The organism is Acinetobacter sp. WCHA39, from assembly GCF_002165385.1.
Lineage (GTDB): Bacteria > Pseudomonadota > Gammaproteobacteria > Pseudomonadales > Moraxellaceae > Acinetobacter.
In genome coordinates, this window is sequence record NZ_NHRP01000020.1 from 26,819 (window position 1) to 39,877 (window position 13,059).

The 13,059-nt window shown below is 40.4% G+C and carries 10 protein-coding genes, 4 tRNA genes and 1 pseudogene; 13 read left to right on the forward strand and 2 right to left on the reverse strand.

The features are described from left to right. The first annotated feature begins 14 nt into the window (after positions 1-14). From CDG56_RS11175 to CDG56_RS11235, 13 genes are all read left to right on the forward strand, one after another. Positions 15-1,955, forward strand: coding sequence for a copper resistance system multicopper oxidase (locus CDG56_RS11175; protein ID WP_087547896.1), 1,941 nt, complete (start codon positions 15-17; stop codon positions 1,953-1,955). After that, positions 1,942-2,841 (forward strand): copper resistance protein B, encoded by a 900-nt coding sequence (locus CDG56_RS11180; protein ID WP_087547897.1) that lies wholly within the window; start codon positions 1,942-1,944, stop codon positions 2,839-2,841. Before CDG56_RS11175 ends, CDG56_RS11180 begins: the two co-directional genes overlap by 14 nt. Before the next feature lie 82 nt (positions 2,842-2,923). After that, positions 2,924-3,430: a cobalt transporter gene (locus CDG56_RS11185; protein WP_087547898.1), complete on the forward strand. Its 507-nt coding sequence runs from the start codon at positions 2,924-2,926 to the stop codon at positions 3,428-3,430. A 2-nt stretch (positions 3,431-3,432) separates the two neighbouring features. After that, the gene (locus CDG56_RS11190; protein WP_087547899.1) at positions 3,433-3,978 is read left to right on the forward strand and encodes a hypothetical protein; all 546 of its coding nucleotides are present in this window, start codon (positions 3,433-3,435) and stop codon (positions 3,976-3,978) included. A gap of 172 nt (positions 3,979-4,150) precedes the next feature. Then, entirely contained in the window at positions 4,151-4,468 is a 318-nt protein-coding gene (locus CDG56_RS11195) for a DMT family transporter (RefSeq protein ID WP_087547900.1), read from the forward strand. Positions 4,469-4,486: 18 nt separating this feature from the next. Next, positions 4,487-4,975, forward strand: coding sequence for a methylated-DNA--[protein]-cysteine S-methyltransferase (locus CDG56_RS11200; protein WP_087547901.1), 489 nt, complete (start codon positions 4,487-4,489; stop codon positions 4,973-4,975). Between the two features lie 349 nt (positions 4,976-5,324). Beyond that, the gene (gene argJ, locus CDG56_RS11205; protein WP_005158682.1) at positions 5,325-6,545 is read left to right on the forward strand and encodes a bifunctional glutamate N-acetyltransferase/amino-acid acetyltransferase ArgJ; all 1,221 of its coding nucleotides are present in this window, start codon (positions 5,325-5,327) and stop codon (positions 6,543-6,545) included. A 143-nt stretch (positions 6,546-6,688) separates the two neighbouring features. Next, the gene (gene nadA, locus CDG56_RS11210) at positions 6,689-7,753 is read left to right on the forward strand and encodes a quinolinate synthase NadA (RefSeq protein ID WP_087547902.1); all 1,065 of its coding nucleotides are present in this window, start codon (positions 6,689-6,691) and stop codon (positions 7,751-7,753) included. Positions 7,754-7,896: 143 nt separating this feature from the next. Beyond that, positions 7,897-7,973 (forward strand) — tRNA-Pro (locus tag CDG56_RS11215). Between the two features lie 68 nt (positions 7,974-8,041). Then, a tRNA-Arg gene (locus tag CDG56_RS11220) sits at positions 8,042-8,118 on the forward strand. A gap of 36 nt (positions 8,119-8,154) precedes the next feature. Further along, positions 8,155-8,230 (forward strand) — tRNA-His (locus CDG56_RS11225). A gap of 4 nt (positions 8,231-8,234) precedes the next feature. Beyond that, a tRNA-Pro gene (locus CDG56_RS11230) sits at positions 8,235-8,311 on the forward strand. Positions 8,312-8,451: 140 nt separating this feature from the next. Then, a complete protein-coding gene (locus tag CDG56_RS11235) occupies positions 8,452-9,087 on the forward strand; it encodes a nuclease-related domain-containing protein (protein ID WP_087547903.1) in 636 nt (211 codons plus the stop codon). Positions 9,088-9,780: 693 nt separating this feature from the next. Here CDG56_RS11235 and CDG56_RS11240 read toward each other — a convergent pair. Both CDG56_RS11240 and mqo read right to left on the reverse strand, forming a co-directional pair. After that, positions 9,781-11,019, reverse strand: a pseudogene (locus CDG56_RS11240) (MFS transporter); the annotation flags it as partial. Positions 11,020-11,094: 75 nt separating this feature from the next. Then, positions 11,095-12,735, reverse strand: coding sequence for a malate dehydrogenase (quinone) (gene mqo / locus CDG56_RS11245; RefSeq protein ID WP_087547904.1), 1,641 nt, complete (start codon positions 12,733-12,735; stop codon positions 11,095-11,097). Positions 12,736-13,059 lie beyond the last annotated feature (324 nt).

Below are 13,059 nucleotides of genomic sequence, written 5' to 3' on the forward strand. Positions count from 1 at the left end.
ATTAGGAAAATATTATGTCCTCAAAAATATATGCTGGTGTCATTGCTGGCTTAAGTCTAATTTTTGCGCCTTATACTTTGGCTGCAATAAAAGAATATCATCTGAACATTGATCAAGGAATGGTCAATGTTACTGGAAAACCTGTCAAACGTATTACGGTAAATGGCAAATTTATTGCGCCGTTATTAGAGTTTGAAGAAGGGGATGAAGCGGTCATTCATGTGCATAATCAACTCAAAGATCAAGATACGTCATTACATTGGCATGGATTACTTTTGCCAGGATTGATGGACGGTGTACCTGGTTTTAATGGCTTTAAAAGTATTAAGCCGAATGGCAGTTTTGAGTATCGTTTTAAAGTTCGACAAAATGGAACTTATTGGTATCACGCGCATAGTAAAGGACAGGAACAGGATGGTTTATATGGTCCTCTGGTGATTTATCCAAAAGGAAAACAGCCTGTTGCCGCATATGAAAAAGCTGAGCGTGACTATGTGGTGATGTTGTCTGATTTTCATGAAACGGAAAGCGACAAGATCATGGCAAATTTGAAGAAGTCGGCTGAGTATTACCAAAACCAACGTGAAACGGTGGGTGATGTCTGGAAGCAGGTGAAACAAGACGGTTTAAAAGCAACGTGGCAAGATCGTTCGATGTGGAACCAGATGCGGATGCTCAAAACCGATTTATCTGATGTCACTGGTTATACTTTCTTGGTGAATGGGAAAACACCTCAACAAAATTGGACAGGCGCTTTTAAAATGGGTGAAAAGATTCGTTTGCGCTTTATCAATGCGTCAGCCATGTCTTTTTTTGATGTGCGTATTCCCAACCTAAAAATGACAGTCGTTAGTGCCGATGGTCAGCCAGTGAAACCCGTTCCTGTGGATGAGTTTCGTATTGGCACAGCAGAAACTTATGATGTGTTAGTGGAACCTAAGCAGGCACATTATCAAATTGAAGCTGAATCAATCGACCGTTCTGGTTTTGCAATTGCTTCATTGCACAATAGCATGACACCGAATACGCAAAAGGTTCAGATTCCTAAAGCGCGCCCACGTGCATTATTGACGATGGAAGATATGGGCATGGATCATGGTTCGCATGGTCAGATGGATATGAGCAAAATGGACCATGGTTCAGATCAGCCAGTGAATATGGCCAATATGAATCATAGTCAGCATCAGATGCCTCAAGGTAAAGCACCAGTTACACCGATGCAAAAAACAGCGATGGATCATCGCTCACATGAAAAAATGGACATGTCGAAAATGGATCATAGTTCACATGGTCAGATGAACATGTCGGGTATGGATCATAGTGCACACGGTCAGATGGATATGTCAGCTTCAGTAACGCCCTCAGATCATAGCCAACACCAGATGGTGGTATCTTCTGAAAAAACAACTTCAGATACCGTTCAGGGCTGGGCGAATGCAGCAACACCAATCGGTCAGAAAGCCTTAACTTATGCAGATTTGAAGTCGTTGCAATCACAACCTGAGCGTTATAGTCGTCCAGCAGAGCGAGAATTGGTGATTCGTCTTGGGGGCACGATGGAGCGTTACATCTGGACGATTGATGGTAAAAAGTTTAGTGATCCTGACTTCAAACCTTTAACCGTGCGTTATGGCGAACGTATCCGTCTCAAATTTGTGAATGAAAGTATGATGGCGCATCCAATGCATTTACATGGCATGTTTATGCAGTTGGAGAATGGTCAGGCACCGCAGGATATGCCAAATAAACATACGGTGATCGTGCCGCCGGGCAAAACTGTTACAGCTCTACTGACTGCGGATGAGCTCGGTGAATGGGCGATTCATTGTCATCTGTTATACCACATGAGTGCGGGCATGATGAGTAAATTGATTGTCGCAAATGTCGATGGCAGCAACGTTTCACAAACTATGTCTGTTCAACCTACTCAAGGAGTGAGCCATGCACATCACTAAGCAAGCTTCTACGATGAAACGCTATACACAATTATTGGCAATTGGTGGCATGGTTTCTTGTTTGAGTGTATTTGCATTTGCACATGAGGGGCATGATCAAATGATGCAAATGGATCAGTCGGTACAACAGAATATATTGATGGAGACATCATCTCCTGTTGATCATTCAGAACATCAACCTGAATTAAAGCAAGTACCATCTGATATTCAACATGATACACATGATCATCATCGTGAACATGGTGTACAAATTTATCAAGCCACAGCGATTAAAAATGCATGGATCGTTGATGACGATGGTCGAGGCAGTGCCAGTACTGAGCTAAAAACATGGGTGGGAAGTGATAAAAATAAAATATTCATTCAAGCACATGTTGAAAAAGCAGAATCGGAAAAAACTCAAACCGAAACAAAGCTGTTATACAGCCGCAATGTTGCTGACTTTTGGGATGTACAAACAGGTGTTCGTTATCAATATCAGCCTGAGCAAAAGCATGATAAAAATCAATGGGACGCGGTATTGGGATTACATGGTCTAGCGCCGTATTTTTTTGAAACCGAAGCCTATATTTATGCAGGTCAAAACCAACGCTGGCAACTGAGTTTGGAAACAACACGGGATGTATTATTTACGCAAAAGTTGATTGCTCAACCTTATTTGAATGCAGATGTAATATTCAATGATGAGTCAAGTTATGCAAATAAATCTGGATTATCTAAACTTCAGATAGGTCTGCAAACGCGTTATGAAATCAGTAAAAAAATCATGCCATTTATTGATGTCGCTTATGCATACAACAAAGGTTTGAAACAAACCGAATTACAGTCGGCTACAGACAGTAAAAAAGGTTGGCTATATGGTTTGGGACTTACGTTAAAGTTCTGATCCTTTGTCTAAAATGTCACTATCCTGAGATACTGTTGGTTTATACTAGCAGTATCTCTTTTGAGTCATTCATGGTGCATAAATGACTTTAGAACAACAAGACAATTTAATAACTGATAAAGCAAATGAATCTCTAAGTCGGAGAGAAAAAACACAAAATTTGATAACTCAATTTGACACTGTTCCACGTGATGGCGGCAGTATGAAAGTCAGTTTTTATTATATTCCACACATGAGTAGTTTGGTGGAAGTACAACGGGTTCGAAAAGCATTATTGCCATTTGCTGAAATTTTAGTTGAACATAGTATTGATTTGGATACACGTCATCTAACTTTATATCATCATTACGGAATTGATGAGGTGACAATTGCTCTAATTCGCTTGAGCTTGGGAGCTGAGTTACAACAAACTTTGTCACATTATGAACCTTTAGAAATGAATACTTTGAATACAGATACTGCAACTTTACAGGAGCATAAAAATGAGTCACAGGATAGTTATTTAAGTGCTTTAAGTCATTTTTTAATTTCATGCTTCAATCATTTAAAGCAATGGATAAAATGCTTACAAGGAAAGAAGGATAATTAAGCATGCCAAGATGGATGTATGGCCTACTAGGATTGGCTATCGTATGGTTGGTTTGGACACAGGTATTAAAACCAGCGCCAAATATTAGTCAAATGACCACTCAACAAGGCGTACAGATTAATGCATTAGAGCGTTATGAAGGCGCATTTCGTGTGCTTTCTAGAGAAGACTACAATTTAGGGCGTGAAGCTGAATTTTCACCAATGGATATTGCTGTTGGTTGGGGAGATATGGCAAATCCGCAGATCTATAAACAAATTGATGTATCACAAAGTAATCGTTGGTATCACTGGCGTATAGATCATCAACCGCCTATTTCTTTGCGAGAAATCGCAACGCATAGTGCCAATATGCATCTGGTTCCTGCCAATGCTTATGTCGCATCTCAAATGAAAAAAATTAAAAAAGATGATTTAGTCTATTTAAAGGGTTCTTTAATCGAAATCCAGACAAAAGATGGCTGGCATTGGAAAAGTTCTTTATCCCGTGAAGATACAGGAAACGGGGCATGTGAGCTAATGCAGGTCGATCAGATTTCATGGCAGTAAATCTTAACCTTAGATAAAGCTTTTAATTTTTAAAATACTGCACTGGAAGCCATACATAACCTTTCACATAATCTCGAAATTTTACAGTACACTGCTTTTCCTAAGAGGACGACCTCACTTCAAAAGCATCACGTTGGGACGACCCAACTCTTGTTAAGGTTGAGTGTGAAAAATGGCATGGGCAATTTTAATTTTGGCGGGTATTTTTGAAATTATTTGGGCATATTCAATGAAGATGTCTGAGGGTTTTACCAAGCTAACGCCAAGTATCGTGACCCTCATTTTTATGATTTTAAGTGTCGTATTATTGTCAATTGCAATGCGATCGTTGCCTTTGGGTACAGCTTATACAGTTTGGACGGGAATTGGTGCGATAGGATCATTTATTGTTGGTATCATGGTTTTAAATGAACCAATGACTGCGATGCGAATGATTGCTGCAATATTAATTGTATCTGGCTTAATGTTGATGAAATTGTCATCAAATTAATTGTTTAAGGAGAGTGTAATGCAACTGGTGTATATGTACATGGATTCTCCTGTGGGTGCATTAAAACTGGTTGCTCATGATCATGCACTGGTCGCCGTGATGTGGGACAATGAAGATCATAAACGAGTTCGACTGGCTGAACTGATAGAAGATCATCAACATCCGATGTTACTTCGAGTTAAAAAACAATTAGAACAGTATTTTGCAGGGCAACGTCAGCAATTTGATTTACCTTTGGACTTTCAAGGGACAGATTTTCAACAACAGGTTTGGCAGACTTTATTAACTATTCCATATGGCGAAACACGTAGTTATAAGGAAATAGCCGTTCAGATTGGTAATGAAAAAGCAGTGCGTGCTGTTGGGGCAGCCAATGGTAAGAATCCGATTTCGATTATTGCGCCATGTCATCGGGTGATTGGTTCGAGTGGGGCATTAGTTGGTTTTGCAGGTGGTTTGGATAAGAAGCAGATTTTACTGAGTTTAGAGCAAAGCCAAATTCCATAATCTGTAGTGTTAATACTCGATTTTCATTTCTTTTTGGAATAAGCTACTTAACAGATATGAATCGACATATTTTATGACTTGAACCGTAACTCAGTTATTCGCGAGGCGGTGTCTTGCTTAGTGTAATTCAATATTAGGAATAACCTTCGGTTCGAGTTACTTTGGTTTCGCCCAAAGTAACCAAAGGCATTGTCATCTACAAAACCTGTTCACTTGTTGCATTTGTTTTATCTATCGCAGAAACGGGATATTACAAATACCACGCAGGTTGTCGATGACCTTTCCGAGTCTCATATATAGGGTATGTATTCATTTTCTTTTTCATAACAAATTGAATGGAAGTTTAAAAATGGCTGTTGGTGACGTAACTATGCCACTTATGCATGTGGTGCAGGGTGTAAAAATTGGCTCAACTGAGGCGTATGTCCGTTATCCAAACCGACGCGATCTGGTCATTTTTGAATTTGCTGAAGGCTCAAACGTTGCAGGGGTGTTTACCCAAAGCGCTTTTGCTGCTGCGCCTGTTCAATTGAGTAAAAAGCATTTAGCAGAAAATACACCACGTTACTTGATTATCAACACAGGCAATGCCAATGCTGCAACAGGCACAGTCGGTTATAAAAATGCAGAAGCTACTTGTGCCAAGTTGGCTGAGTTAGCAGGCGTGCAAACCAATCAGATTTTACCGTTTTCAACGGGTGTGATTGGTGAGCAGTTGCCAATTGAACGTTTAGTGCAAGGTATTCAACCTGCATTAAATGATTTAAATGCTGATCGTTGGGCGGATGCTGCATCAGGTATTATGACCACAGATACCACACCAAAAGGTGCATCTGAGCAGTTTGAACTGGACGGCGTAACTTATACGATGACGGGGATTAGTAAAGGTGCAGGCATGATTCGTCCAAATATGGCGACCATGCTCAGCTTTGTGGCAACCGATGCGCCGATTAGCCGTGAAATGGTACAGCGGTTACTGCAAACCACGGTTGAGCATTCATTTAACCGTATTACCATTGATGGTGATACATCAACCAATGATTCTTGTATTTTTGTGGCAACTGGATTAGCAGGTGGTGTTGAGATTCAGAGCCAAGAGGATGCACGTTATCAACAGGTTCTTGATGTGCTAGCGCGTATTATGAACCGTTTAGCGCAATTGATTGTGCGTGATGGTGAAGGTGCGACCAAGTTCATTACTGTACAGGTTGATGGTGGAGAAAATACTCAAGAATGTTGTGATGTTGCCTATAGCGTTGCTGAGTCGCCTTTAATTAAAACTGCTTTATTCGCTTCAGATCCAAACTGGGGGCGAATTGTGATGGCGATTGGTAAGGCAGGTGTACCCAACCTAGATAGTAGTAAAGTACAAGTTTGGTTAGGTGATGTTCAGATTTGCTTAGATGGTGGTGCAAACCCAGATTATACTGAAGAAGCAGGTGCAGCCGTCATGGCTGAAAAGGAAATTAGCATTCGTATTGACCTCGGTCGTGGTACAGCTAAAGACACGGTTTATACCTGTGACTTTTCTTATGACTATGTCAAAATTAATGCCGATTATCGTTCATAAATTTGCGTTATAATAAAGCCTCCACAGTGAGGCTTTTTTTATAAGCTGGTATGTGGATAGTGTGATATTAACTAAATGCTCACCAAGATACCCACGTTATAAGTTTGCAGCGATGCAAGCACGCAGGATAGAGAAGACGCTTTATGAATGATGCGAATTTAATTGCGAACGAAGCCAAAAATATTGTGCAGGCGCATTTAGATCGTTTGGGCGAGCCAAAGGACAATAGTCTTAGCCCAGAAGTGAAACAAGAAAAGTTTGCCCAAATTGCAGCTGAGTTGAAAAAGCGAAATGCAGTGCTGGTGGCGCACTATTACTGTGATCCTGAAGTACAAGAGCTTGCTGAACTGACGGGTGGCTGTGTTTCTGACTCACTGGAAATGGCACGTTTTGGTCGTGACCATCCTGCTACAACACTGGTGGTGGCAGGGGTGAAATTTATGGGCGAAACCTCCAAGATTCTCTCACCAGAGAAAACAGTGTTGATGTCAACTTTGGAAGCAACTTGTTCACTGGATTTGGGTTGTCCTGTGGATGAGTTCACCGCATTCTGTGACCAGCATCCTGACCATACCGTGGTGGTGTATGCCAACACCTCGGCGGCAGTGAAGGCGCGTGCCGACTGGGTGGTGACTTCTAGTTGTGCGGTTGAGATCATTGAACATTTAGATAGTTTGGGCGAAAAAATTATTTGGGCACCAGATCAGCATTTAGGTCGCTATATTCAAAAGAAAACGGGCGCTGAAATGTTGTTGTGGGATGGTGCATGTATCGTGCATGAAGAATTCCGTGCCCGTGGTATTGCGCAAATGAAAGCGCTCTATCCAGATGCAGCGGTTTTAGTTCATCCAGAGTCACCTGAATCAGTAGTGGATATTGCTGATGCGGTGGGGAGCACCTCGCAACTGATTAAAGCAGCTCAGACCTTGCCACATAAACAAATGATCGTGGCAACGGATCGCGGTATTTTCTATAAAATGCAACAAGCAGCGCCTGATAAAGAATTATTTGAAGCACCAACCGCAGGTGAGGGGGCAACTTGTCGTTCATGCGCACATTGTCCGTGGATGGCGATGAATGAACTGGATGGAATCTTGCATGTATTACAACATGCCGATCAAGAAATACACGTTGATCCTGCTCTTGCTGAACGCGCGAAATTACCCTTAGATCGAATGTTGAACTTTAGTGCTTCTTTGAAACGCTAAAACGTCTAAAAATGCTTGTTAAATATACATTTGATAAGGATTTATTCTTTTTTTGAAAAATAGGTGTTGACGTTCTAGGGCGTCGCGCCTAGAATGCACACCGTACCGCACGATGTGCGATACGCTAAAAGCTGAAAAGAAATCGGAGCATAGCACAGCCTGGTAGTGCACCTGGTTTGGGACCAGGGGGTCGTAGGTTCGAATCCTACTGCTCCGACCATTTAAAATATGTTGAAAAACATAGTTTTAAATATCGGCGAAGTATCGTGATAGTATTATCATCGTTATGCGCCTGTAGCTCAGTTGGATAGAGCATCCGCCTTCTAAGCGGATGGTCACAGGTTCGAATCCTGTCAGGCGCGCCATTTGGCAGCTTGGTATGTAGAATCAAAGTTTTGATGGTGGATGTAGCTCAGTTGGTAGAGCCCCGGATTGTGATTCCGGTTGTCGCGGGTTCGAATCCCGTCATTCACCCCAATTTCGGAGCATAGCACAGCCTGGTAGTGCACCTGGTTTGGGACCAGGGGGTCGTAGGTTCGAATCCTACTGCTCCGACCATCATCTTTAAGATGAGATAAAAAACCGCTAAGTTAGCGGTTTTTTTACGTCTGAATTAATTGATTATGTTATTAATATAATATTTATAACGTATTAGATTTATTATTTTAAACTTCAAAACTATAAGTGATTGGGAAGAGATGCTTTTCTATTTTATTTTTATCATTATTATTTTAGCTGTTCTTACTTATTTGAAATCGCCCCATTTTAAAGGAAAGATGGGTGAACTCATGGTTGCCGTACATGTCGATAAAGCATTAGGCGATGAGTATATTCTGTTAAATAACTGTACGATTCCTGACCAAGAGCAGGGAACAACACAAATTGATCACATTCTAATAAGTCCTTACGGTGTTTTTATTATAGAAACGAAAAACTATACGGGTTGGATTTTTGGTAGTGCTCGTCAGAAACAATGGACGCAAAAGATTTATAAAAAAAGTTATAAATTTCAAAATCCATTACATCAAAACTACAAACACATGAAAGTTTTGGAGATGATTTTAAGTGATATACTTGAACCAAAATATTTGCATTCAGTTATTGTTTTTACTCCTAGAAGTGAATTCAAAACAGAGATGCCTGAAAATGTATTTCGTGGAAAGGCATGGATAAATTATGTAAAGAGCTTCAATGAGGAAGTAATCAGTTCAATGAAGCAAAAAAGAATTCATTACAGAATAGAAAAAGAAATATTGGAATCTTCATGGAAAACAGATCGCCAACATGTTGAATATCTCAAACAGAAAAGTACGAATAACAAGCACTTGAATTAGAAAAACAATTGCAGAAAGTCGGTGTAGTAACGCAATCAAGATATTTTGATCACAAAACTAATCCTACAGGACACGAATATCAATTTCTATTGGCACTAAACCTGCTCAATTGACTTTGCAGGATACACTTCAGTTTATGGTTACATATAGAAAAAATGATTTGATCAAGAACACAAAAAACATAAATGTTAGGGTTTATAGCGCACCATATTTTTGCCATGTTTCACCCGTTTCATAGTTTGCATAATGGCTTTTCAGTTCATGCAGTGATTGGCTTTGGTAGATTGCAAAAACGATCATGATCAAAAACAGGCTGATCAACTTAATGGCGCATTTATGTTTATATTCACCCGCATATAAATAGAAAATACAGTAAAAAGCGATGATCAAATAGGTGCAAAATAAAGAGTGAAAGCCCAGATAGAGCAACAGTAGTGCTGTAATCGCCAGAGCAATTCGATTTTTTAAGATGTTGGGGCGCAAGCTGAGTACGTTCAGAATCAACAGACCCAAAGAAGTCCAGAACAGATAGGCTTGACCCCCGATAATGACAATATAGGTCGACTGTAGCCACATCAGCAGTAGCCATATAAAAACGGAAAAAATAATAAATTTGGAGGGACCTGAAGATTCGGGCAAAGTGTGTTTCATATGATATTGGTTTTTTAAATAGCTGTTTGTTTGGGGGATTAAAAAACGAAACTTCAATAAATCTTTGGTTTTGATCTTGGTCAGTAGCACACAGAACAAAGACAGTGAACCGCCAATCAACATAGCGGGCACCACGCTAAAAAAGCGTGTCATCACACTGGACTGCAATGCACCCAGTTCATTACTGGACGTGACAAAGATGCCATTAATGGCAGCGACACGTCCAAGCATGTCCTTGGGTGGAATCAGTTGCAGAATCGTTTGACGAATAATTATGTTGATGCTGTCACATGCCCCCATAATAATGAGAACTGCGATAGAAAAATAGAGGTGTCTGGTAACAGCAAATAACAAGGTGCATAGTGCAAAGCCAGTGACGGCAATCAGCATGATCTGCCACGGTCTAGATTTGGGCGGGTAACGCACCAAGATCAGCATCATGACCAAGCCACCAAATGCAGGCGCAGCGCGTAATAGACCAAAACTATCGGCACCGACATGCAAAATATCTTGGGCAAAAATGGGCAGTAGCGCGATGATGCCGCCAAAGAAAACAGAGCCGAGATCGAGAAACATCGCCCAAAAAATAATTTTGGTTTTAAAAATAAATTGTAGTGCGTCTTTTAGACTTTGAGTTACCGATTCTGTTTGGATTTGAGGAAAATCTCGTTTTTGCAAACACCAGAGGGCAATACTGCCACTTAAAAAAAGTGCCACGATGACGCTAAAAGTAATATCCAAATCCAGATGCGCCAATAGAAAACCGCCAACCACGGGTGCAAGTATGCCGCAAGCTTGCCAGCACATGCTGGTCCATGTTGCTGCATTAGTATACAAATATTCGGGTACGACAAAAGGACGTAAAGAATTAAAGCAGGGACTGTATATGCCGCAAATACAGCCAAATAAAAATAAAATACTCAAGGATGAGATTAATAATAAATTTGCACTGATGGTTTGGGTGTGGAAAAGATCAAAACTGATCCACAAAGCAATCGATAAGGGGATGGCAAAGCTAAAACTGATTTGTAAAATATGTTGCCGATTAAAACGATCAGCAATATAACCACCCCATAAAGACAGCGCCATAAAAGGTAAAAAATCCATGATCCCGAGTAAACCGATGAAAAGTGGATTTTTGGTGATTTGATACAAATGAAAGGCAATCAGCACCTCTTGAATCAGCACCGCAAAAGTCAGGCAGCATTGATTGAGAGTCAATAACTTAAAGTCACGACTGGCAAATGCAGCAAAAGCAGAGTGAGGTGCAGCAGAAGGCATAGTATAAAAATAAAAGACAAAATGAGAAAAAGGGAAGAGCCAAAACTCCTCCCTTTTTGATGTATTTAGCGTTACTTATTGAGCAACAGCTTCAGCTTTTTCTACTTTCTTAGCAGGAACTAAGTTTGCTGGAGTCGTATAATTCAAGCCCAAAGTTGCACTTGAGTATTGACGGATTTGATCTAACAACGCTGGATCTGTTGAAAGGTCTTTACCATAAGAACGTACGATCTCATGCAATTTGTCATTCCATACACCTTTAGTCTGCTCAGGGAATGCTTTTTCAAGCAAGTTAAGCATGATGTAAGGTGATGTAGATGCACCCGGAGAAGCACCTAACAATGCAGTTACAGACTTGTCTTTAGATGCAAAGATTTCTGTACCGAATTGCAATTTAGCAGGTTTGCCTGGCTCTTTTTTGATGATCTGAACGCGTTGACCACCTTGTTGTAAATGCCAGTCTTTAGGATCAGCTTCAGGGTAGTATTTTTTCAACTCGTTGAAACGATCTGCATCAGACATTAACACTTGGCTTACTAGATACTGAACAAGATCAGCATTTTGTAGACCAATTGCAGCCATAGGCAAGACGTTGTTTTTGTTAGTCGATGCAAGCAAATCAAGCTGTGAACCATGTTTTAGGAACTTGTTTGAATAGGTTGCAAATGGGCCAAACAACACATATTTTTTACCGTCGATATAACGGGTATCGATATGTGGAACAGACATTGGAGGCGCACCCAGATCAGCACGACCATAGACCTTGGCTGTGTGTTTTGCTGTTACCGCAGGATTTTCAGTCACAAGGAACTCACCACCCACAGGGAAACCCGCATATTGTTGCGCTTCTGGTAAACCAGTCATTTGCAATAATTTAATTGCAGCACCGCCAGCACCAATAAACACGAAACGTGTTTTTACATGACTGACTTCACCAGATTTGACATCTTTGAATGCAACAGACCAAGTATTATCGTCATTCTTACTAATACCAGTGACTTCAGTCGAATTTCTGAGTTTAAAGTTTGGACTTTTCTCGAGATTGTTAATCAATTGCTTGGTGATTGCACCGTAGTTCACGTCAGAACCAACATCCATACGAGTTGCAGCCACTTTTTGCTGAGGATCACGACCGTCCATCACCAATGGTGCCCACTGCTGAATTTCGGCTTTGTCCTCACTCAATTTCATGCCAGCGAATAACGGATTTTGAATCATGGCAGCATAACGCTTTTCCATGAAGTTCACGTTATCGCCCCATACGAATGCAATGTGTGGTACTGGGTTAATGAATGTACTTGGTGTTTCTAATACACCTTGTTTCACTTGATAAGCCCAGAATTGCTTAGCAATTTCGAATTGGCTTGCCACTTTAACCGCTTTAGAAATGTCCATTTTACCGTCTTTTTCTTCGGTATAGTTCATTTCCATAAAGCCAGAGTGTCCTGTACCCGCATTGTTAAAGCCATTTGAACTTTCTTGTGCGACTGCATCAAGACGTTCATACATGCGGATGTTCCAGTCAGGTTGTAACTCGTTGAGGTAAGTACCAAGTGTGGCACTCATGATTCCACCGCCGACCAATACAGCATCAACAACAGTTTCATCATTTTTCGTTTGAATTGCCTTAGACGTAATCGGTCTAAAAAGAAAGGCAATAGCAATCACTATTAGTACTAGTAATAGTACTAATAAATACTTCCAGAATTTTTTCATTCAATTTACCTTAAAAATTAAATGACTCCCTATATCGGTAATATAGAGAGAAAGGATTTCAATAAGAATTGGCGCAATCAAGGCACATCAGTAAAAGGGTTGTCTTGACTGATGTTTGGAGAAAAAGTTCGTGAATTTTACTTTAAAATAGAAATGATTTTGGTATACCAAATGTTGCAATATGTATTATTCAAGTCATTTTGAATGGTAGATTATAGGTCTTATTGTTTCTTGTTCTGGTCAATCTAAGTTTTGTAGGTTAAAGGGATATTTAATATTTATAACCATTAAAAAAAGGCTGTCTAATGACAGCCTTTTTCCATC

What these genes read in the sequence shown, in the direction of transcription:
- CDG56_RS11175 (WP_087547896.1), top strand. Translation starts at nt 15, where the DNA reads ATGTCCTCAAAAATATATGCTGGTGTCATTGCTGGCTTAAGTCTAATT.
- CDG56_RS11180 (WP_087547897.1), top strand. Translation starts at nt 1,942, where the DNA reads ATGCACATCACTAAGCAAGCTTCTACGATGAAACGCTATACACAATTA.
- CDG56_RS11185 (WP_087547898.1), top strand. Translation starts at nt 2,924, where the DNA reads ATGACTTTAGAACAACAAGACAATTTAATAACTGATAAAGCAAATGAA.
- CDG56_RS11190 (WP_087547899.1), top strand. Translation starts at nt 3,433, where the DNA reads ATGCCAAGATGGATGTATGGCCTACTAGGATTGGCTATCGTATGGTTG.
- CDG56_RS11195 (WP_087547900.1), top strand. Translation starts at nt 4,151, where the DNA reads ATGGCATGGGCAATTTTAATTTTGGCGGGTATTTTTGAAATTATTTGG.
- CDG56_RS11200 (WP_087547901.1), top strand. Translation starts at nt 4,487, where the DNA reads ATGCAACTGGTGTATATGTACATGGATTCTCCTGTGGGTGCATTAAAA.
- argJ (WP_005158682.1), top strand. Translation starts at nt 5,325, where the DNA reads ATGGCTGTTGGTGACGTAACTATGCCACTTATGCATGTGGTGCAGGGT.
- nadA (WP_087547902.1), top strand. Translation starts at nt 6,689, where the DNA reads ATGAATGATGCGAATTTAATTGCGAACGAAGCCAAAAATATTGTGCAG.
- CDG56_RS11235 (WP_087547903.1), top strand. Translation starts at nt 8,452, where the DNA reads ATGCTTTTCTATTTTATTTTTATCATTATTATTTTAGCTGTTCTTACT.
- mqo (WP_087547904.1), bottom strand. Translation starts at nt 12,735, where the DNA reads ATGAAAAAATTCTGGAAGTATTTATTAGTACTATTACTAGTACTAATA.